The 21,509-nt window shown below is 38.6% G+C and carries 16 protein-coding genes; 11 read left to right on the top strand and 5 right to left on the bottom strand.

From position 1 onward, the window contains the following. The first annotated feature begins 246 nt into the window (after positions 1-246). From K5G00_RS07965 to K5G00_RS07955, 3 genes are all read left to right on the top strand, one after another. On the top strand, positions 247-2,730 hold the full coding sequence (locus K5G00_RS07965; protein ID WP_238765610.1) for a TonB-dependent receptor domain-containing protein: 2,484 nt from the start codon (positions 247-249) through the stop codon (positions 2,728-2,730). A gap of 3 nt (positions 2,731-2,733) precedes the next feature. Then, the gene (locus K5G00_RS07960) at positions 2,734-3,501 is read left to right on the top strand and encodes a LytR/AlgR family response regulator transcription factor (RefSeq protein WP_238765609.1); all 768 of its coding nucleotides are present in this window, start codon (positions 2,734-2,736) and stop codon (positions 3,499-3,501) included. 451 nt (positions 3,502-3,952) lie between these two features. Beyond that, complete coding sequence (locus K5G00_RS07955) at positions 3,953-4,384, top strand: hypothetical protein (protein WP_238765608.1); 432 nt, start codon at positions 3,953-3,955, stop codon at positions 4,382-4,384. Positions 4,385-4,483: 99 nt separating this feature from the next. On the opposite strand, the gene K5G00_RS07950 is transcribed toward K5G00_RS07955, so the two are convergent. Further along, entirely contained in the window at positions 4,484-4,921 is a 438-nt protein-coding gene (locus K5G00_RS07950) for a DUF4395 domain-containing protein (protein WP_238765607.1), read from the bottom strand. Positions 4,922-5,360: 439 nt separating this feature from the next. Here K5G00_RS07950 and K5G00_RS07945 point away from each other — a divergent pair, with 439 nt between their 5' ends. From K5G00_RS07945 to K5G00_RS07930, 4 genes are all read left to right on the top strand, one after another. Further along, on the top strand, positions 5,361-7,214 hold the full coding sequence (locus K5G00_RS07945) for a Xaa-Pro dipeptidyl-peptidase (protein WP_238765606.1): 1,854 nt from the start codon (positions 5,361-5,363) through the stop codon (positions 7,212-7,214). Positions 7,215-7,238: 24 nt separating this feature from the next. Beyond that, complete coding sequence (locus K5G00_RS07940; RefSeq protein WP_238765605.1) at positions 7,239-8,885, top strand: M1 family metallopeptidase; 1,647 nt, start codon at positions 7,239-7,241, stop codon at positions 8,883-8,885. A 119-nt stretch (positions 8,886-9,004) separates the two neighbouring features. Then, positions 9,005-9,271 (top strand): beta-N-acetylhexosaminidase family protein, encoded by a 267-nt coding sequence (locus K5G00_RS07935; protein WP_238765604.1) that lies wholly within the window; start codon positions 9,005-9,007, stop codon positions 9,269-9,271. Next, positions 9,268-11,535, top strand: coding sequence for a S9 family peptidase (locus tag K5G00_RS07930; protein WP_238765603.1), 2,268 nt, complete (start codon positions 9,268-9,270; stop codon positions 11,533-11,535). The genes K5G00_RS07935 and K5G00_RS07930 overlap by 4 nt, the downstream gene beginning before the upstream one ends. A gap of 46 nt (positions 11,536-11,581) precedes the next feature. On the opposite strand, the gene K5G00_RS07925 is transcribed toward K5G00_RS07930, so the two are convergent. Next, complete coding sequence (locus tag K5G00_RS07925; protein WP_238765602.1) at positions 11,582-12,112, bottom strand: Hcp family type VI secretion system effector; 531 nt, start codon at positions 12,110-12,112, stop codon at positions 11,582-11,584. 131 nt (positions 12,113-12,243) lie between these two features. Here K5G00_RS07925 and K5G00_RS07920 point away from each other — a divergent pair, with 131 nt between their 5' ends. From K5G00_RS07920 to pulA, 3 genes are all read left to right on the top strand, one after another. Continuing rightward, on the top strand, positions 12,244-13,617 hold the full coding sequence (locus tag K5G00_RS07920; protein WP_238765601.1) for an aminopeptidase P family protein: 1,374 nt from the start codon (positions 12,244-12,246) through the stop codon (positions 13,615-13,617). Positions 13,618-13,744: 127 nt separating this feature from the next. Further along, a complete protein-coding gene (locus tag K5G00_RS07915) occupies positions 13,745-14,293 on the top strand; it encodes a hypothetical protein (protein WP_238765600.1) in 549 nt (182 codons plus the stop codon). Beyond that, positions 14,293-16,236: a type I pullulanase gene (gene pulA / locus K5G00_RS07910; protein ID WP_238765599.1), complete on the top strand. Its 1,944-nt coding sequence runs from the start codon at positions 14,293-14,295 to the stop codon at positions 16,234-16,236. The genes K5G00_RS07915 and pulA overlap by 1 nt, the downstream gene beginning before the upstream one ends. On the opposite strand, the gene K5G00_RS07905 is transcribed toward pulA, so the two are convergent. Both K5G00_RS07905 and tsaE read right to left on the bottom strand, forming a co-directional pair. Continuing rightward, positions 16,216-17,436 (bottom strand): alanine dehydrogenase, encoded by a 1,221-nt coding sequence (locus K5G00_RS07905; protein WP_238765598.1) that lies wholly within the window; start codon positions 17,434-17,436, stop codon positions 16,216-16,218. The genes pulA and K5G00_RS07905 overlap by 21 nt on opposite strands. Before the next feature lie 89 nt (positions 17,437-17,525). Beyond that, positions 17,526-17,948 carry a tRNA (adenosine(37)-N6)-threonylcarbamoyltransferase complex ATPase subunit type 1 TsaE gene (tsaE, locus tag K5G00_RS07900; RefSeq protein ID WP_238765597.1) on the bottom strand — a complete coding sequence of 141 codons (423 nt, stop codon included), beginning with the start codon at positions 17,946-17,948 and terminating at the stop codon, positions 17,526-17,528. A 221-nt stretch (positions 17,949-18,169) separates the two neighbouring features. Here tsaE and gcvH point away from each other — a divergent pair, with 221 nt between their 5' ends. Continuing rightward, a complete protein-coding gene (gcvH, locus tag K5G00_RS07895; RefSeq protein ID WP_158865723.1) occupies positions 18,170-18,550 on the top strand; it encodes a glycine cleavage system protein GcvH in 381 nt (126 codons plus the stop codon). Between the two features lie 125 nt (positions 18,551-18,675). Here the strand turns inward: gcvH and K5G00_RS07890 are convergent, their stop codons facing one another. Further along, the gene (locus K5G00_RS07890) at positions 18,676-21,231 is read right to left on the bottom strand and encodes an adenosylcobalamin-dependent ribonucleoside-diphosphate reductase (protein WP_238765596.1); all 2,556 of its coding nucleotides are present in this window, start codon (positions 21,229-21,231) and stop codon (positions 18,676-18,678) included. Between the last annotated feature and the right edge of the window lie 278 nt (positions 21,232-21,509).

Below are 21,509 nucleotides of genomic sequence, written 5' to 3'. Positions count from 1 at the left end.
AAAAACACGGAGAAAAATACCATTTGGAAACCATCGACTTAACAGGAAATGATATTGGAACACGAGTAGAAATTCAGATTCCGGATGAAAAATAAACTTTTTTAATGTTAAAAAAACAAAATCACAGAATAATAAACATAATCACGGAATAGTTTTTGATAACTGAAAAATCAGTTGTATTCTTAACAATTTAGTTGTTAAGTTTTGCGGCTCCTAAAAAAAACTATAAACTATTAATTGTAAGCCATGAAAAAAATTAGTCAATCTCTAAAACGCACGATCTTTTTTGTTGCCGTGTTCTTCTGCTCCTTGTCTTTGTTCTCAAACAACGATACTCCTCTTGATTTTGAAATCAAAGGAGTTGTAAGCGATTCGGTATCCGGCGATGGTATTTCCTACGTAACCATAAGTATTCAAACCGAAAAAGGTGTGATAAAACGTTTGGCCAGCGATGCATCAGGAAAATTTTCATTTTCGCTCGATTCCGTTGGCACCTACGATGTAATCTTCCATTCCATTGGTTACCAGATGCAGGTAAAACAAATCAAATTAAACAAATCTGCTACCAAAATCGACCTTGGTACCATTCCCCTGAAACATTCTGTTGAACAAATCGGAGAAGTGACGGTGGCCGTTCAAAAACCCTTGATCCGAACAGAACCCGACAAGATTGTTTACAGCCTGGAAACCGATCCGGAATCGAAAACCAGCAATGTATTGGAAATGCTGAGGAAAGTACCTCTTCTTTCGGTCGATGGAGAGGATAATATTCAAATGAAAGGTTCTTCCAATTTTAAAATTCTTATTAATGGTAAAAGTTCTGCCATGGTTTCGCAAAACCCCAAAGAAGTGTTACGAAGTTTACCGGCAAGCAGTGTAAAAGATATTGAGGTGATTACCGATCCCTCATCAAAATACGAAGCTGAAGGAACAGCCGGAATCATAAACATTATCACAAATAAAAACCAGATTGAAGGATTTCTGGCACGTGGAAGCGGAAGTATTGATTCACGCGGAGGATACAGTGGAGGACTTTACGCAACATCGAAAATTAACAAATTTGGTTTCTCTTTAAATTATAATTACAATAAATATCTTCAGCCCAAAAGTGAATCGGAAAGTTACCGTGAAAATTACCAAAGTACAACCAACCGATACACTGAAACCGAAGGCTATAACAAAAGCACCGGGCGTTACAATTTTTTAATGGGTGAGGCCAGTTATGAAATTGACACCTTGAATTTAATCAGTCTTTCTTTTTTTGGCTACGGAGGAGATTTTTCCAGTCCGGGCTACAGTTTAACCAATGATTATAACACCGACCGAAATCTTACACGTCAATTTGAAAATACAATTAAAAGCAGTAATGGCTTTGGATCATTGTCGGGAAATATCGATTATCAGCGTACGTTCGACAAACCGGATAAAACCTTTACCGTTTCCTACCGGCTCGACAATTCTCCACGAAATACAGACTATAAAAATGTAATTAACGGAATACTTGATTATCCTTCATACCAACAAAAAACCACAAACGATGCAGTGGGCCGCGAACACACCTTCCAATTGGATTATTATGACCCAATCACAAAAGTTCACCAGATAGAAACAGGGATAAAATACATTCTTAGACAAAATAAAAGTAATTCAGATATTTTCAGGTTTAACGAGGATACTGATGAATGGGAACGAGATTTAGCCCGGATCAATGATCTGGATTACGACCAGCACGTTGTTGGAATTTATGGCGGCTATGTTCTCAAACTAAAAAAAATAAACATAAAAACCGGATTACGGGCAGAAATTACAAAAAACGACGGTGTATTTATCTCAACTTCCGACACAACTTTTACCAACCGAATGTTTAACCTTATTCCCTATGTTACGCTTTCCAAAAATCTTAAAAACGGACAAAACGTTAAACTGTCTTATACGCAACGTTTATCCCGTCCGGGAATTTGGTACCTCAATCCTTTTTACGACGATTCCGACCCTTTAAATGTTCGTTACGGAAATCCAAAACTCGACTCAGAAATCAGACACACCTTCAACTTTACCTATGGTAAATTTTCTCCTAAATTCAACTTTAACCTAAACCTAAGCTCCGCATTTGAAAACAACTCAATTACCTCAATTACAACTCTCCAGCCCGACGGAGTAAGTGTAACCACTTATGAGAATATTGGAAAATATCAGGATTACAGTGGTTATATTTACGGGATGGTTAAAGTAGGAAAAAAGTTAAGTTTTAACTCAAATATCGGTGCATATTACACCATTTTGGAAAGCAGTGGGGGGCAAAATCTAAGCAACGAGGGTTTTCGTTACCGCGGGACATTATCAATGAGATATAATATCTGGGAAAACGGAACCTTCTCCGTCTACGGTGGAATGTATTCACCCTCCATCATGCTTCAGGGAGAATCTTCAAGTTACAATTATTCAAGTGTCTCATTCTCACAGTCATTTTTTGACAAAAAACTGCAGGTTAATTTCTCGGTGAGCGACCCGTTCAGAGAGAGAATGGAATTCTCAAGTACCCTGAAAGACGATACATTTTACCGGAAATCGAAGAATTATAACTACAACCGAACTTTCAGAGTTTACATTTCGTACCAGATTGGACAGATGAAGGAACAGATTAAAAAAGCCCGGCGCTCAATAAAAAATACCGATTTAAAAAGTGGTGGCGACGCCGGACAAGGAGCAAGTGCAGGAGGAGGTCAATAGGAAATGAAAATAAAATCCATAATAGTTGACGATGAAAAAAACGGCCGGGAAAACCTGGCCGGTATTCTGAATCAGTACTGCCCCGAAATAGAACTTTTAGGGCAGGCTGATTCAGCAGAATCAGGTATTTCGCTCATCAGGAAATATAATCCCGACTTGGTTTTTCTGGATATTGAAATGCCAAAGGCTGACGGATTTCAGTTACTTGAGCATTTTAAAGATTTTCATTTTGAAGTAATCTTCGTTACCGCTTTTGATAATTACGCCATAAAAGCAATCCGTTTTTCAGCTACCGATTACATTCTGAAACCCATAAATATTAACGAACTAAAAGCCGCAGTTGAAACGGTAGTTGAACGCATAAGGCAAAAAATGGAGAACCAACGGATGAAGGAGTTGGTCTACAACATCAGCCAACCACAAAATCCCCGAATTGGGTTACCTACCAGCGACCGCATTGAGTTTGTTGAGGTAGAAAAAATTATACGGTGCCAGGGAGAAGGGAATTATACACACATCTACTTTAAAGAGAGCCGGCACTTGTTTGTAGCCAAAACGCTGGTTGAATTTGAAGACTTATTAAAGGAATATTCATTTCTACGTGTTCACAAAACCCATTTGGTAAACCTAAAACACGTGGTTAGTTATTTAAAAAACGACGGGGGCATTCTTCAACTCTCCAACGGAGATTCGATATCGATTTCGCGCCGCCGAAAAGAAACAGTATTACAGGAAATGAAAATAATGAATAAAATAAAAACCTTTTTGTGAAGACTTTTTTGGAAATAAATTCCGGCTTATAGCCCTGCCGATCGCTTTGGGTGTCATTTTATTTTTATTCCTAACGCCCTCAAAGAACTTAAAAAGTCAGCTATTCCTTTGAACATGAAGGTAACATAAAAAGAGACTAAATTTGAAATACAAAATTGTGATAGAATTATTTTGTAAACGCAATACTTTCCTTAAACAAATATTTCAAGATAAACGGAATAAATTTAAAAGCAGGAGAAAATTATACCATTTGCCCGGTTGAGTTTGTTTACAGTAACGGAAAACATTTTTCCAAGCGGCAGCCCCTGTTAAATTTCTCGATTTGGTGCGAACTGAATGATAATTATAATGATTTATACAATAAAAATTTCCGGTGATATTGAAATGTTAAATTTTTGGTATTCATCAAATTGTTTTTTTAACTTTAAAAACCAAAACAAAAAAAGTAACCATGAGAACAGTGTTGACATTTCTAATTACGCTCGGTATTTTTTCCGTGGCCGTTGCGCAGGATTTTGCTCCGAAAGAACTTTTTAAACCAGTACCGGAGTTGAAACAAGACACTTCAATATTAAAAATTCCCGGCTTTAAACCAACAGATCCGTTTGGTGATGATTCCGTTTTTAACTATCAGCTGCCCAATCCGGAATCGCCGCTTAAAAAGAATGATAACATTACGACAGAAGTTTCATCCGATTCCTATGATCTATTTAGGATGCCAATTGCTGGATTGGAGATGCAGTCGAACCTAAATATGCCCGTTTGGGTGCCGGATTCAGCAGTAAATTATTCTCTCAGAATAAAAAAATTGGGCTCAAGCTGGAATAACGGGAGTGGTCCACTACCGGATTCCGAAATGATACAACAAGGAATAAAAAAGTAAAAGCATTGGGGTATAAAAAATTTTCAAAAAAAGTCTGATTATAAAAAGAGCAGGCGATTCAACAAATGCCTGCTCTTGTCATGCCGTATTTACGTTGTATTATTTATAAAAAGGTAGTATTAAATATGTATAAATCATACATCCTACACAAATCCCCAGTGCAAACTCAAGCGACGCAAAAAACACCAATATTCCGCTAACAACAAGTGCTGCTGTACCCAAATTCAGCATAAACAAAACACTTATCCCCAAAGTCATTACAAAACCCAAACGCGCTGCAAATATTTTTTGAGCTTTCCCTACGGGTTTTTTACTAAAATTCATAACATCTATCAGCCTTGAACTGATATAACTGACCGGGCTGTATTTAACTTCAGTAAACGCCCTCAAAAAAAAATCGGCCAAAAGAAAAATAAAAAACAGTACGGAATTGAAAATAAATCCTGCCACAACCAACAAAATAGCAATCAAAGCATTAGCTCTCGTAACGCGTTCATTTACTATTTCATCAGATATCGGACAAACTAAACTTCTCATGTTTCTTTTTCAACTATATTAATTACATCTTCAAATTAAATACAAAAAAGTCTTTTATTATATGTTTTTAATAAAAGTTGTTGAATTCCTTACAAAAAATTAACAAATTGAAAAAGAAATCATTTTGAAAACAAAAGATAAGCCAAAGCTCAAAATGTCATTTTGATGAAATATTTTTAAAATTTGAAAAATATTGACAGCTAACCAACCCAAAACAAAAGTTTGTGTTAAAAAATATAAAACATTAATTTCATCATGTTTTAAACAAACCATACCTTTTAGTTTTGTTTTTATAATTACATTATGAAATTTAATTTTTTCATCAAACCATTTTAAGTCTTTGCTTTTTGAACATAATATTTCTCTTTTTGAAAAAAATAACGTTGATCAAACAAAAAAAGGCTTAACAAATTTGTTTATACATAAAATTGCCAGTTTAATGAATCAGTTTTTACAATCTCTAACTTTCATTCTTTTTGCTGCGATAGGAATCCCAACCCTTGCACAAAATGAAAATTCAACAACCAAAGAAAAAGTCGGGCCGTTTTTCAAAGACGGAGAAGCCCAAATCGTTCCTGAATTTAATGACCCGGATTATTGGATTCGTGAAGACCTTTGGGTAGAAACCGAATTTGATTCAGATGGAGATGGCAAACGCGACAGAATGCATGTGGATGTGACCCGCCCACGACAAACAGAAACTGAAGGTTTGAAACTGCCGGTAATTTATGAAACCAGTCCCTATTTCGCCGGAACCGGGTCTCTGGACAGAAAGTATTTATGGAATGTAAAACAGGAATTGCATACTACGCCTCCCAAAAGAGAACATGTTCCACAATTTACGGCAAAGGTAAACCGCCCAATCCTTTCAAAATCGCATGTAAAAGACTGGGTGCCGCGCGGTTTTATTGTAGTTCATTCTTCGTCTCCCGGAACAGGACTTTCTCAAGGCTGTCCAACCGTAGGAGGAGACAATGAATCGCTGGCTCCAAAAGCAGTTATCGACTGGCTGAACGGCAGGGCAAAAGGTTTTACAACTCCCGACGGAAATAAAGAAGTGACAGCCAGTTGGACGACTGGAAAAGTAGGAATGATTGGCACTTCCTACAACGGAACCCTTCCGCTGGCAGCAGCAACAACAGGGGTTGAGGGATTGGAGGCTATTATTCCGGTTGCCCCAAATACTTCGTATTATCATTATTATCGCTCCAATGGACTGATTCGGCACCCGGGAGGTTGGCTTGGCGAAGACATCGACTATTTATACGACTGGATTCACAGTGGAAATCCCGAGCGTTGTGCGTATTGCGACAGTATTATCCGCGACAAGGAAATGTATGGAAACTTTGACCGTATTTCCGGCGATTATAACGATTTCTGGGCCGGCCGCGATTACCTCAATGATTTGGAACCACTAAAAGCCGCTGTTTTAATGGCACATGCTTTTAACGACTGGAACGTAGTTCCCGAGCACAGTTACCGAATTTCCAAAGCACTAAAAGAAAAAGGAGTGCCGCTGCAAATATTTTATCACCAGGGAGGGCATGGAGGAGAACCGCCCATGATAATGATGAACCGTTGGTTTTCCCGTTATTTGTTTGGAATTGATAACGGCGTGGAAAATGACTCAAAGGCCTGGATAGTTAGAGAAAATGATGAAAGAACAAATCCTACTCCTTACAAAAACTATCCAAATCCGGAAGCAAAACCGGTTCAATTCTTCCTGCAGAAAGGCGCTCCAAAAACCGGCGGTTTAACGCTAAGCAAAAAATCAAAACAAGGAAAAGAAACACTGGTTGATAACGTTTCATTTAGTGGTTCAACGCTGGCCCAGGCTGAAAATACGGAACACCGGCTTCTGTATCTAACTCCCACTTTAACTGAAGATATTCATATCTCAGGAGAAACCTCAATTACCATCAGTTTGGCGAGCAACAAACCCGCAGCAAATTTGTCGGTTTGGTTAGTTTCACTTCCATGGAATAACCGCAGAAATGCAAAAATAACCGATAATATTATCACCCGTGGGTGGGCGGACCCCCAGAATTATAAATCGCTTACCGAAAGTGAACCGCTAAAAAAAGGAAAATTTTACGAGATGACCTTTAATCTTCAACCTGACGATCAGGTTATTCCTGCGGGACAACAAATCGGATTAATGATCTTTTCCAGCGATCGTGATTTTACCCTCTGGCCAAACCCCGGAACAAAATTAACCGTTGATTTGGATGCCACATTCCTAAGCATCCCTGTAGTTGGAGGAACCGCAACTTTTTCAAAAGCAATTCAATAAAAATTAGAAAGGAAAAAAGAAAACATGATTTACAGAGCTGCCGGAACTCTTTTGTTGATTTTGGGAATAACAACGGGCATTTTTGCACAAAAAACACAGTTCACTCATCAGGATTCATTACGTGGAACTATTACCCCGGAACGGGCATGGTGGGATTTAACATACTACCACCTCAGTGTAAAAGTTACCCCCGATGACAGCACCTTCTCCGGCACAAATCTGATTCAATATCGGGTAATCGAACCCAATCAAAAAATACAAATTGATCTGCAACCACCCATGGAAATTTCGAAAATTACTCAAAATGGTGAAGAACAGAAATTTGAAAGGGATGGAAACGCGTGGTTTATATCACTAAGCAAAAAACAACAAAAAGGTGAAATGCTGGAGTTAATGGTTGAGTTTAACGGAAAACCTAAAGTAAGTCGCCGTCCTCCATGGGATGGAGGTGTGAGCTGGAAAAAAGATGAAAAAGGAAGACCATTTATTGTTACAACAAACCAGGGCGACGGAGCAAGTTTATGGTGGCCGTGTAAAGATCATCCCTACGATGAACCCGACAGCATGTTGCTCAGTGTAACTTTCCCTAAAGATTTAATGGATGTTTCAAACGGAAAACTTATAAAACTTGATAATAACAACGACGGGACAAAAACCGCGCACTGGTTTGTCAACAATCCAATTAATTCTTACGGAGTAAATATCAACATCGGAAACTATGTTCACTTTGGCGATACCTACAAAGGCGAAAAAGGTACACTCGATTGCAATTTCTGGGTGATGGACTACAACCTCGAAAAAGCAAAAAAACATTTTAAACAGGCTTACCAAATGCTTGAAGCCTTTGAATACTGGTTTGGCCCTTACCCATTTTACAACGACGGTTACAAATTGGTTGAAGTTCCTTACCCGGGAATGGAGCACCAAAGTTCGGTAACTTACGGAAACGGTTTTAAAAACGGTTATGGTGGCCGCGATGAAAGCCACACGGGATATGGAATGAAATTCGATTTTATAATCATCCACGAATCGGGCCATGAATGGTTTGCAAACAACGTTACCAATTGGGACGAAGCTGACATGTGGATTCATGAAAGTTTTACAGCTTATTCCGAAAGTTTATTTGTCGAATATTTTTGGGGAAAGGAAGCCGGCGCTGAATATTGTCGGGGAACACGTCTCAACATCAGTAACGATCGGCCTATTATCGGAGTTTACGGGGTAAACTATCCCGGCTCGGGCGATATGTATTCAAAAGGTGCTAATATGTTACATACGCTTCGCCAAATTGTAAACGATGATAAAAAATGGAGAAAAATTCTCAGGGGACTTAACGAAACATTTTATCATCAAACCGTTAAAGCCGAACAAATTGAAAAATATATTTCCGGGGAAACAGAACTTGATCTGGAATCATTTTTTAATCAATATTTACGCGACACAAGAATTCCCACGTTAGAATATGCCATTGTTGACAATGAAATTCGTTACCGCTGGACAAATTGTGTTAACGACTTTAATATGCCTGTTAAAGTTTATATCAATGGAGAAATGAAATGGATACAACCCACCGGGCGTTGGAGCAGATTAAAACAAAGTGGGAATTATAAATCGTTTGAAATCGATAAGAACTTTTATGTAGCTGCTTTTCCAATCACTGTAATCAATTAAGCGGTTTTGTAGAATCTGATTAAAAAAAATTTGATTAAATTAACCTCAGTACAAATTTGAATCTGTTTTTAGATTTTTTAAGTACTAAACGAAATTTGATCAAATAAACAAAATCAGACATGTGCAAAATAGCAGAAACAACACTCCCCACCGGTCTGCTTTTCTTTCTTAAAAGAAATCCAGCCGTCGATGGCCACACCCTTTGGCTCAATTTTGAACCGATTTCCGAGACAATGCGGGAAAATGTCCGGCGGAGAATTTACATTTTGTATAGTTCTGGTGACGCTACAACAATAAAAACAGCACAGAACGAATTGGCAGAAAATCTGAAAGGAATCCCCGGAATTACCTGGAAGGATAAAAATCTAAAACAAGTTGACGTATGAAAAGATTAACCGTATTGTTATTGCTGGCTGGCCTCTCACTTTTATCCGTAAGCCAAAACATGCTGGAGAGATATCAGAAAGCGGAAAAATTCCTTCCCAAAAACATTTCAAACTTAACACGGAATGTAAATTTAAACATCAACGAGGTGAAAGGAACCAGCGATTTCTGGTATAAACTTCAAACCGAAAAAGGTGAAAGATACTATTATTTCGATGGAGAAAATATACAGTCGGAAGAGGCTTTTGATCATTCAAAACTGGCTGCGTCACTCTCAGAAATTATCACCAAACAGGTTAACCCCGATTCTTTGAGTATAAAACAACTGGTTTTTATTCCCGGCGAGAACAAAATAAAATTCAGTTTTGATTCGCTTTTACTCGAAACCGATTTACGGAATTACTCAACCTCAAAAAGAGAAAAGAAAAAACCTACTCCCAAAAACCAGTCGATTTCGCCAAATAAAAAATGGATTGTTGAAGTGCGTGAGTTTAACCTCTTTCTTAAAAATACTGAAACCGGCGATGAAATTCAACTTACTGACGATGGTGTGAAAAAATACGAATACGCTACACCACTTTCGTGGTATAAAATGGTTGACGAATCAAAAGGAGATAAATATGATCCTTCCATTTCTGTTCGCTGGACTGAAGATTCCAAGAAGTTTGTCACAATGCGGCTCGACAGGAGAAAAGTGGGTAAATTATTTTTATACCAAAGTATGCCGGACAGCGGATTTCGTGCAAAAGTATGGTCGTATGAACGCGCGCTGCCCGGAGAACCTGCTATAATGGAGGAATACTACATTTTTGATGTGGACTCTTTATCAAAAGTAAGAGTTGATGTTGAACCATTCGCCGATTTTACAGCAAGTATCTTTCCCACCTGGCAGAATGAAAACACGGAGTTATTTTTTGCCCGTTTTAAAAGAGGGTACCAATCCATCGAAATTTTTAGGGTAAATGCTGAAACCGGCGAGGCAATCACTTTGCTTACAGATTCATCGAAAACAATGATTGAAACACAAACTGTGAACTGTAAATGGACAGAAGATGAAAGCCAGTTTTTCTGGACATCTGAGCGCGATGGATGGAATCATATATACAGGTACGACAGAGACGGGAATTTTTTAAACCAGGTAACAAAAGGAAATTTTGCAGTTCGCGGAATTGAAAAAATAGACAATGAAAACCAGTTGATCTATTTTGTTGCCGGTAGTTTGGAAGAAAATGTCGACCCTTACTACAGAAACCTGTACGTTACTAATTTTGAAGGAAGTTTTTTAACCCTTTTAACAAACGACAAAACCGATCACCAAATCCGGATACCAGAGAAAGGCGATTACTTTGTAGACTCTTATTCAAGAGTTGACCGGCCAACCGACCATGTAGTGCGCAGTATGGAAAGTGGAGAAATTATTTACCGCCTGGCTTCGGCCAGTTTGGATCCCTTGTTTGCAAAAGGCTGGAAATTTCCTGAGCCATTTAAAGTAAAAGCACGCGACGGCGAAACCGATATTTATGGTTTAATTTTTTATCCTACCGATTTCGACTCGGCAAAAACATATCCTGTTCTCGATGCAACTTATTCCGGTCCCCAGGCAGTGAGGACACCCAAAACCTTTTCAAGAGGATACAACAATTATGACGTTTCAATGGCTGAACTTGGTTTTATTATAGTTACCATCGACGGATTGGGAACCGCATGGCGTTCAAAAGCATTTCACGATTTTTCGTATAAAAATCTCGGCGATATTGGTGCCGAAGACCACATTGCCGGTTTAAAACAACTGGCCGAAACACGCCCGTGGATGGATTTGAATCGGGTGGGAATTTACGGACACTCAGCAGGAGGTTATGATGCTGCACATACCCTGCTTACCCATCCCGAATTTTATAAGGTTGCCGTTTCTTCTGCCGGAAACCACGATCATCGAATTGCAAAAGCATGGTGGCCGGAACAATATATGGGAATGCCCGGAAAGCATTACGATGAACAGTCGAACTTTAATCTGGCCGGAAAGCTCGAAGGAAAGCTCCTGTTGATTCACGGCGATATGGACAACAATGTAAATACTGCTTCCAGTTTGCGCATGGCGGCTGAGCTGATAAAACACAACAAAGATTTTGAATTACTTATTATCCCCAACAAAAATCACGGATTAGCCGATCATCCCTATTTTATTCGCAAACGATGGGACTACTTCATAAAAAACCTGGCAGGCGAGAAGCCTCCTGAAGAATATGAAATAAAAACCTATAATTAAGAAACGACAAAAAAACGGAGCCATTTTAAGTGACTCCGTTTTTTAACTATTTCGAAAAACGATGAAGCGGAGAGTTCCGGACAGAAGATGTTACGGAATGAGTTCCCCAATTATCTTCAGCTGTGATTCCAGCATCCACAAATGTCCAAATAATTTTCTGGTAAACAAACGCAATTTGCTCCCGAACCTGATGCCGCATGTTTTCCGGATATTGATTATTTGGCATTTCCTGTCCGATATTTACAATACGAGCATTTTTCAACTCAATGGTGTAGTACTGAATCTCTTGGCCACTTCTCGACGGTTGCCAAAACCGCAATTCCATTTCTGTAATATTCTCATTATTTGTTAAAGCATTCAACAAAAGCGGAGTAGATTTATCAATTTCTTTTGTTACTACAAGCGGTTTGTGTTGTCTTTTGCCCGTTGGAAGTCCGGAAGCAGCATCCATCGGTGATTCTACTTCGTGATGAAACTCAATAACCATTATGGAGTCCTCGCGTCCGGCCTGTATTACCGATCCTTTTATTTCACCTTGCGCCTGCCCAGTCAGTCTCATGTATGCATTTAAAGCCATAATTATGTTTTTAAGTTTGTTATGTAAAAATGAAACCAATGTCCATCTTTTATTTATACATTTAGGAAATGTAAGTTAAAACAAATTCATTCATAAGTCAATAAGCAACTGAATAGTAAAATTTTATAATTATGTTCAAGCAGAAAACGTATATCGAACGAAGAAAAATCTTAAAAGAGAAAGTAGGCTCAGGAATCATTCTTTTATTCGGCAATGACGAGTCGCCAATGAATTATACCGACAATACCTATCATTTCAGGCAAGACAGCACTTTTCTTTATTATTTTGGAATTTCACATCCCGGATTGGCTGCTGTAATCGATATCGATAACGACAGAGAAATAATTTTTGGGAACGACTATACCATCGACGATATCGTATGGATGGGTCCTCAGCCCACAATTGCGGAAAGATCAGAGCTTTGTGGCGTAAAAAACAACAAACCATTAAACAAGCTTTCCGCATTTTTACAATCGGCACAAAAAATACATTTTCTTCCTTTGTATCGCCCTGAAAATAAAATCAAACTTTTCAACCTTTTAAATATTAACCCGACAGAAATTGACAAATCATTTTCAGTTGAACTGGTTAAAGCTATTGTTAGTCAGCGCGAAATAAAAACAGAAGAAGAAATTAAAGAAATAGAAAAAGCGGTAGATATTTCGGTTGATATGCACGTGGCAGCCATGAAATTTGCCCGGCCGGGAATGAATGAAGCACAGTTAGCTGCAGAAATACACAAAGTTGCCCTCGCCGCAGGTGGTGAAATTGCATTCCCAATAATTGCAACCGTAAACGGGCAAACCCTTCATAATCATTACCACGGAAACACAATAAAAGAGGGAGATCTTTTTCTTGTGGATGCAGGTTATGAAACACCACTGGGATATGCCGGCGATCTATCAAGTACCTTCCCTGTAAGCAAAAAATTTACTCCTGAGCAAAAAGAAATTTATAAAATAACATTGGATGCCCACCAGGCGGCAATAGACGCACTCCAGATTCAGCAACCATTTAAAAATGCACATATTGCGGCATGCAAAGCCATTTTCGACGGGATGAAAAGCATGGGATTTACCAAAGGAAATACCCAAGATGCTGTAGAAGCCGGAGCACACGCCTTATTCTTTCCTTGCGGAACCGGCCACATGATGGGCCTGGATGTTCACGATATGGAAGACCTTGGCGAAGTTTGGGTTGGCTACAACGGACAGCCTAAGAGCACACAATTTGGACTAAAATCGCTTCGCCTGGCCAAACCGTTGGAAACAGGGCATGTAGTTACCATTGAGCCGGGAATTTATTTTATTCCGGAATTGATTGATTTGTGGCGTTCACAAAATAAATTCAGCGAATTTATTAACTGGGAAAAAGTGGATAGCTACCGCAATTTTGGAGGAATCCGGAACGAAGAAGATTTTGTAATGACCCAAAATGGCGTAGAATTACTTGGGAAGCCCAAACCAAAAACCATAGAAGAAGTGGAGAGTATTCGAAATAGCTAGATGACTATCTTCTGATAACTACAAATCTTTCTGGTATTTTAGCGTAAAAATTATCGATTTATCGCAGTTGATAATTTAAAAAATTCTACTTAAAAAAAACTCTTATTTTTGTCCGAAATTCAAGAGGATGAAGAAAGCGTTTTTTTTAGTCGGATTACTTACAATCTCAAAAATTATTTTTGCGCAAACTGAAATTGGTCCCGACGGGGATAAACTTCTCGGAATAATTATAGGAATCGCTCTCCTGGGAGTCGTCTTTTTGGTTTTACGAAAAATGGGGGGGAAAAAGACTCAAAAAATAAAAAAGCCATTCTTCCAGTTCAAAAGAGTACAGATAGAGCTAAAAAAAGATAGGGTGTATTTCCCTGATTTTCTAAATCTTTCTGTAAAAAATACGGGAAATACCGACATTGATCTTGACCGGCCTTTGCTGATTTTTGACAATTTCTGGTTAAAACGGAAATTCAAAATCAAGGGAATGGAGAACCGTACTTTTTATCCCTTATATCTTGAAAAAGGGAAAACGCACACACTTGAAATTGATATTAACCGTTTTTATCGTCATGATAAAAAACTCAAAAAATTTCCAAAAGCAAAAATTATCATTTCCGATGTAAAAGGGAGGCGATTGGGAAGCAAAAGCGTTTTTTTGAAAAAAACATTATTTAAGTTTTGATGAGAGAGTGGAAATTTAACCATATTGATTTTTCTGTCTATCCTTTTTATGAAAAGGACGATTTAGGGGTGTTTTGGACGCCCGAAAAAACACTTGTGAAAATCTGGGCGCCAACGGCAAAGATTGTGGAGTTTCGCTTATATAAAGACGGAACAACCGGAGAACCTTTTCATAAAACACAACTGCAGGCCGGCAGTAACGGAACCTGGTCTACAGTTCTTTTGGGTGATTACGACGGAAAGTTTTATACATTCAGGATAAACGACGGCGAGTGGCTGGAAGAAACTCCTGATATTTACGCCCGCTGTGTGGGTATAAACGGTTTGCGCGGAATGATTTATAATCCGAAAAAAACCAATCCAGAAAATTGGGAAAACGACAGCAGCCCCAAATTGCCGCATTACACCGACGCAGTAATTTATGAAACTCATGTTCGTGACTTTTCAATTGCCGAAAATTCCGGGATTCAGAGTAAAGGGAAATTTTTAGGCTTTACAGAAGAAGATACCAAAACTACAGAGGGCATAGCAACCGGCCTTTCTCATTTAAAAGAATTGGGAATAACACATGTACATTTGCTCCCGGTTTACGATTTTTTTACTGTTGATGAAGAAAAGCCTCTCGAAAAATACAATTGGGGCTACGACCCGTTACACTACAATGCACTGGAAGGCTCGTATTCAAGTAATCCTTCCGATGGGACTGTCCGTATAAAAGAATTTAAAAAACTGGTACAGGCGCTGCATACGAATGGGATTGGAGTTGTTCTGGATGTGGTTTACAATCATACTTATTTTGCAAAAGAATCCGTATTTAACCAAACCGTTCCCGGTTATTTCTACCGGCAAAAACCCGACGGAACATTTTCAAACGCTTCAGGCTGTGGAAATGAAATTGCATCGGAACGAAAAATGGTAAGAAAGTACATCATCGATTCGCTTAAATACTGGGCACAAGAATTTCATATTGACGGTTTTCGCTTTGATTTGATGGGTATTTATGACCTGGATACAATGAATGAAATTCAGCAGGAGCTCAAAAAAATAAATCAGGGAATTATTTTATACGGAGAGGGATGGGCTGCCGATCAAAGCCCGATGCCGGAGGAATTACGTGCTGTGAAGTTTAATACTCCAAAATTACCCGGAATAGCTTCGTTTAATGATGATTTCAGAGACGCCATCAAAGGAAATCACGGAAATAAAAAAAGCAAAGGTTTTGTAAGCGGACTCGACTTACGCGAAGAATCGATAAAATTCGGGATTGTAGGTGCAACCTACCACCCGCAAATTGTTTACGATTACGTTGAACCATCGCGAAGAGCATGGGCAACAGATCCGAAGCAATGTATCAACTATGCCTCCTGTCACGACAATTATACACTTTGGGATAAACTAAAATTAAGTCAGCCAAAAGCGAGTGATGAAGAATTGCGAAAAATGGTAAAACTGACCGGGGCTCTTGTTCTTACTTCGCAAGGAATTCCGTTTTTGCACTCTGGTATTGAGTTTGCACGCTCGAAAGGGGGAAGTGGCAACTCATATAAATCACCGGATGCGATAAATCAAATTGACTGGGACAAAAAAGCGGAATACCTCGAAGTTTTTGAGTATTTCCAAAATTTAATTCAATTGCGGAAAAACCATCCGGCCTTTCGTATTCCTTCTGCAGAACAAGTAAGAAAAAGTTTAACGTTCTTTTCAGAATACCATCCCGGAACAATTGCTTATTCCATTGATGGAAAATTGGTTGGCGACTCGTGGGAAAAAATTGTTTTACTTTTTAACGGTACCAAAACCGAAAGAAGAGTTCAACTCCCTCAGGGAAAATTTGAAATAATTGCCAATTGGTATTCAATCAATGAAAACGGACTTGGCGAAGTGGAAAACGAAGTAATGGTAGAAGGGATTTCTTTTATGCTTCTAAAAAACAGCGAGCAATAAATCGATATCTTTTGAAGGAAGATTAAAAAGGCGGCCTATTTCATGGTTTGTAAGTATCCCATGATAAACATAAACACCTTTACGAAAACCCTTCGAGCCTTTTATATAGTTGTCAACCCCTCCGTTTTCGCCAATAGCCAAAAGAATAGGAATAAGAATATTACTCATTGATATAGAGGCAGTTCGTGCAACCATCGAGGGTGAATTTGGAACACAGTAGTGTACAACGCCATGTTTCACATAGGTTGGGTTTTTGAAATCAGTACAATGCGAAGTCTCAAAACTGCCTCCCTGGCTTGCATTAAGGTCAATAATAACCGAGCCTTCTTTCATTTGTTTCACCAGCTCCTCTGACACCTTAAATTTTGGAGTAGTATTAAATGACATGGCGCCGATAACCGCATCGGCGGAAACCAATGCTTTACGGAGAACTTTAGGGTAAAAAACCGAAGTAAAAATCCGGCGGCCCAGTTTTTCTTCCAGTTTACTCAATTCCGAAACCGAAGTATCAAAAACTTTTACAAAAATACCCAGTCCTAATGCTGCTCTCGCAGCATATTCGGCAGCTGTGCTTGTTCCTAAAATAACCAGTTCAGCCGGAGTAACACCGGTAACTTCTCCAAACAAAACTCCCTTTCCGTTTCTGGAGTTACTTAAATATTCACTTGCGATTGTAATAGCCGTTACACCTGCAATCTGACTCATTTGGTGCACAAAAGGCATAAAACCTTCCTCGTCTTCCAAATTCTCAAAAGCAATTGAGGTAACTTTTTTTTGCAGCATTTTTTGAATCGACTCCTTACAATGAGATTCAATCTGCATACTTGAAATAACAACCTGATTGCCCCTTAAAAACCCGATTTCCTCCTCATCAAAAGGAGCGAGGCGCAAAATGATATCACACTGAAAAGTCTCTTCTTTTTTATCGACAATCCGCGCACCTGATTTCCGGTAATCATCATCCGAATAACTGGCCGATTTCCCGGCGTTGGTTTCAATTAGAATTTCGTGACCATAAGAAACCAACAAGTCAACTGCCTGAGGCGTTAAAGGTACACGGTATTCAACTTTTGAGTAATCGGAAGGAATGCCAATCTTTATTTTTTGCCCTTTCTTCTTTATTTCCAGCATCTCTTCTTTAGGCATTAGCATGGTTTTCGATACTAATGCCCGCTCCTTTGATTCTTCGGTTGACTTCATTCCTGAATATTTAGTTAGACTCTATATTATGCGATAAAAAGGCTCAACAAGTTACATTCTAAACGCCAAATTTCAAAATGTTATGTAAATTATGTTGTCCGGGCTGTAATCAGCCTGTTTCCTTTATCGTCTGCCTGGATGTATACTTCAGTAACATGTTCTGGCAAAAGCGATTCTATCATTTCCGGCCACTCAATAAAACAATATTCCCCGCTGTACAAATAATCCTCATAGCCCAAATCAAATGCCTCTTCAATGTCTTTAATTCTGTAAAAATCGAAATGAAAAATGGATGACAAATCTTTGGTTTTATATTCGTTGATTAATGCAAAGGTCGGACTTGTAACATTATCATCGGTTCCTAATTCTTTACAAACAGCTTGTATAAATGTAGTTTTGCCCGCCCCCATTTTACCATAAAAGGCAAACACCTTTTGCTCAGGAAATGCAGCCATCAAATTCTGCGCAACCTGTTTAAGTTCTTTGACTGAAGATATTTTCTCAGAAAACATATTTTTATTTTTTCAATAGTACAAATATGCCACAGAAATTTTAAAACCTAAGTGAAAATGAAATATAAATCATAAAAATGCATTTGCAATAACACTTTATCTTTCATTAAATTGTATTAAATTTGGCACAATAAATAATTATGTTTTGAAGTAATTTCAGTAAAATTCTCAAAACAATTCTGCTTATTACAAAAACGTTGACAAATTAAAAAATATACAAAATGAAAATACCTGCTGACTTAAAATACACGCAAGACCACGAATGGATTCGTGTAGACGGTGATGTTGCTGTTGTTGGAGTTACCGATTTTGCTCAGGGCGAATTGGGTGATGTTGTTTTTGTTGAGATAGAAACCGAAGGTGAAGAGCTGGACAAAGGAGAAACTTTTGGAACCGTTGAAGCCGTTAAAACTGTCTCAGATCTTTTTATGCCGGTTGGAGGAACTGTTTCAGAGGTGAATGAAGCTTTGGCTGATGAACCGGAAGTAGTAAATAAAGATCCGTATGGAGCAGGCTGGATGATAAAAGTTGAGATAAAAGATTCTTCAGAACTGGATGATTTGATGTCGGCTGAAGAATACCAAAAAATGATTGAAGCGTAGACTTTAAAAAATATATATACTTACAAGACGCCTTTTTATTCGGGCGTCTTTTTTATTTCTCAATTTTTAAAACAAAAAAACCAGAGACAACAGCCCTGGTTTTTTTTCGACTTCTTATCCTGGTTTTATCCACACTTCGAAGATCCACAGGAAAGACAGGTTAAACAGCCTTCCTGGTATACTACTTCATCTGAACCGCATTCGCCACATTTGGCATCTTCTGCAAGTGTTCCATCTGGTATATATTTTTTTAACGCACGTGCCACACCGGCTTTCCATGAATTAATAGTCTCATTATCAAGCTGAAGACTGGTTACCAGCTCAACAACTTTATGAATAGGCATTCCGTGTCGTAAAGTTCCTGAAATCAGTTTTGCATAGTTCCAGAATACCGGATTGAATTTATGAGAAAGACCTTCGATGGTCGTTTTATACCCTCGTTTATTGATATACTGAAAATCGTAGCGCGAACTATCTTCTCCATCCCAGCTTTTAATAATATACCCTTTTGTTATTGAGCGGGGAAGTAAAATTCCATCTTCATCATCCGAGAGACCTGTAAAAATTTCATAAGGTTTCCCATCCATCAGCCCCATAAAGGCAATCCATTTTTCTTTATTGTTCTGAAAACGAACCACATCTGCTTCCAGTTTTTCAGGACGTTTTGTTGGGAAAGAACCGGCTTTCTTTTTCTCTTTTGAATCGTTTGAAAGCAAAACACCTGAACGCGAACCATCACGATAAACAGTTACACCTTTACATCCGTTTTTCCACGCCTGGAAATACAGATCGCCAACCAGTTCCTGAGAAACATCTGCCGGCAAATTAATGGTTACACTAATGGAGTGATCGACCCATTTTTGTACGCGTCCCTGCATACGAACCTTGGCCAGCCAGTCAACATCGTTTGACGTTGCTTTATAATAAGGCGACTTTTTCACCATTCCATCCAAATCCTCCTGCGAATATTCACGGTCGGTTTTATACCCGTTTATTTCCATCCAGGTTTTGAATTTGTGATGGAAAACAGTGTATTCCTCCCAATGGTCGCCAACTTCATCCACAAAGTCAACACGAACATCTTTATCGTTTGGATTTACTTTTCTTCTTCTTTTATAAACCGGCATAAAAACAGGTTCTATCCCTGAAGTAGTTTGTGTCATCAAACTGGTAGTACCTGTTGGTGCAATAGTGAGCAGTGCTATGTTCCGACGACCAAACTCTGTCATCTTTTCATACAACTCGGGATCTGCATCTTTAATGCGTTTAATCAGCGGGTTATTTTCCTCACGCTTGCTGTCGTAAATTTTGAATGAGCCGCGTTCTTTGGCCATGTATACCGATGAACGATAAGCTTCTAAAGTAATATTTTTATGAACTTCTTCTGAAAAATCAATGGCATTTTCACTTCCGTAGCGTAAGCCAAGTGCCGCCAGCATATCGCCTTCAGCAGTTATTCCAATTCCTGTCCTGCGCCCTTCGTTGGCTTTCTTTTTGATACTCTCCCAAAGATTAAGTTCTGTAAATTTAATATCTTCAGCTTCCGGATCTGAATTTACTTTTTCAAGAATAGCATCAATCTTCTCCAGTTCAAGATCAATAATATCGTCCATTATCCGCTGAGCGTAGTGAATATGTTCTTTGAACAGATCAAAATTGAATTTGGCCTGTGTTGTAAACGGTTTCTCTACATAAGAATACAAATTAATAGCCAACAAACGACAACTGTCATAGGGGCAAAGCGGAATTTCACCACACGGATTAGTAGACACAGTGCGGTAGCCAAGATCAGCATAGCAATCCGGCACAGATTCGTTAATTATCGTATCCCAGAAAAGAATTCCCGGCTCAGCAGATTTCCATGCATTTTTTACAATTTTCTCCCACAAAGCACCAGCGTCAATTTCCTTTTTATAGGTAGGCTTATCTGAATCGATTGGATATTGCTGCACATAGGGTTTCCCGGCTTCAATTGCTTCCATAAAATCATCCTTGATTTTTACCGAAACATTTGCTCCTGTAACTTTTCCCTGTTCCAGCTTGGCATCGATAAAACTTTCTGAATCCGGGTGTTTTACAGAAACCGACAACATCAAAGCACCGCGTCTCCCGTCTTGTGCAACCTCGCGCGTTGAATTGGAATATCGTTCCATAAACGGAACAATACCGGTTGATGTAAGTGCCGAATTTTTTACAGGTGAACCCTTTGGACGGATATGCGATAAATCATGACCTACTCCCCCGCGTCTTTTCATTAACTGGACTTGTTCCTGGTCAATTTTCATAATTCCGCCATACGAATCAGAATCTCCGTCATTTCCCACAACAAAACAGTTGGAAAGTGATGCAACCTGATAATTATTACCAATACCTGTCATTGGTCCACCCTGGGGAACAATGTATTTGAATCCTTTTAACACTTTATATATTTCTTCTTCGGTAAGTGGATTCGGATACCGTTTCTCTATTCTGGCAATTTCTTTCGCCAGCCTCTTATGCATATCATCGGGTGTCAACTCAAAAATATTCCCAAATGAATCTTTGAGTGCATATTTATTCACCCACACCCTTGCAGCAAGATCATCTCCTTTGAAGTACTCTAATGAAGCTTTTACCGCTTCCTCCTGCGAGTAAATTTTTTTGCCTACGGGGGCCTTTACTGATACTTCGTTGTATGCCATTTTGTCCAGTTAAATGATTTAATGTATTAATTTGAATTCCGTTCCTGGGACTCTAATTTTCCCTCCTTTGAAATTGTGAAGTGAAGATAGAAATCAATCAAATATTTTGGAAAGTTTTTTACGACTATTTAATTAAAAGTTATCAACTTTTATATGTTAGTACACTAATAATCAAACACATAACAATATTTCAAGTAGAAAAAGTTTACCAAAACAAAAAATTTGACTTGGAAATTTGAAATAAATTTATACGAATTTCTGTTCTGAAAATTCAAAAA

The organism is Maribellus maritimus (assembly GCF_022267315.1).
Classification (GTDB): domain Bacteria; phylum Bacteroidota; class Bacteroidia; order Bacteroidales; family Prolixibacteraceae; genus Draconibacterium; species Draconibacterium maritimum.
This window is presented reverse-complemented; position numbering and strand designations above follow the sequence as displayed.

Bases quoted from the DNA above. Each gene is read 5' to 3' on its own strand.
- K5G00_RS07965 (WP_238765610.1), top strand. From the start codon at position 247: ATGAAAAAAATTAGTCAATCTCTAAAACGCACGATCTTTTTTGTTGCC.
- K5G00_RS07960 (WP_238765609.1), top strand. From the start codon at position 2,734: ATGAAAATAAAATCCATAATAGTTGACGATGAAAAAAACGGCCGGGAA.
- K5G00_RS07955 (WP_238765608.1), top strand. From the start codon at position 3,953: ATGAGAACAGTGTTGACATTTCTAATTACGCTCGGTATTTTTTCCGTG.
- K5G00_RS07950 (WP_238765607.1), bottom strand. From the start codon at position 4,921: ATGAGAAGTTTAGTTTGTCCGATATCTGATGAAATAGTAAATGAACGC.
- K5G00_RS07945 (WP_238765606.1), top strand. From the start codon at position 5,361: ATGAATCAGTTTTTACAATCTCTAACTTTCATTCTTTTTGCTGCGATA.
- K5G00_RS07940 (WP_238765605.1), top strand. From the start codon at position 7,239: ATGATTTACAGAGCTGCCGGAACTCTTTTGTTGATTTTGGGAATAACA.
- K5G00_RS07935 (WP_238765604.1), top strand. From the start codon at position 9,005: ATGTGCAAAATAGCAGAAACAACACTCCCCACCGGTCTGCTTTTCTTT.
- K5G00_RS07930 (WP_238765603.1), top strand. From the start codon at position 9,268: ATGAAAAGATTAACCGTATTGTTATTGCTGGCTGGCCTCTCACTTTTA.
- K5G00_RS07925 (WP_238765602.1), bottom strand. From the start codon at position 12,112: ATGGCTTTAAATGCATACATGAGACTGACTGGGCAGGCGCAAGGTGAA.
- K5G00_RS07920 (WP_238765601.1), top strand. From the start codon at position 12,244: ATGTTCAAGCAGAAAACGTATATCGAACGAAGAAAAATCTTAAAAGAG.
- K5G00_RS07915 (WP_238765600.1), top strand. From the start codon at position 13,745: ATGAAGAAAGCGTTTTTTTTAGTCGGATTACTTACAATCTCAAAAATT.
- pulA (WP_238765599.1), top strand. From the start codon at position 14,293: ATGAGAGAGTGGAAATTTAACCATATTGATTTTTCTGTCTATCCTTTT.
- K5G00_RS07905 (WP_238765598.1), bottom strand. From the start codon at position 17,436: ATGAAGTCAACCGAAGAATCAAAGGAGCGGGCATTAGTATCGAAAACC.
- tsaE (WP_238765597.1), bottom strand. From the start codon at position 17,948: ATGTTTTCTGAGAAAATATCTTCAGTCAAAGAACTTAAACAGGTTGCG.
- gcvH (WP_158865723.1), top strand. From the start codon at position 18,170: ATGAAAATACCTGCTGACTTAAAATACACGCAAGACCACGAATGGATT.
- K5G00_RS07890 (WP_238765596.1), bottom strand. From the start codon at position 21,231: ATGGCATACAACGAAGTATCAGTAAAGGCCCCCGTAGGCAAAAAAATT.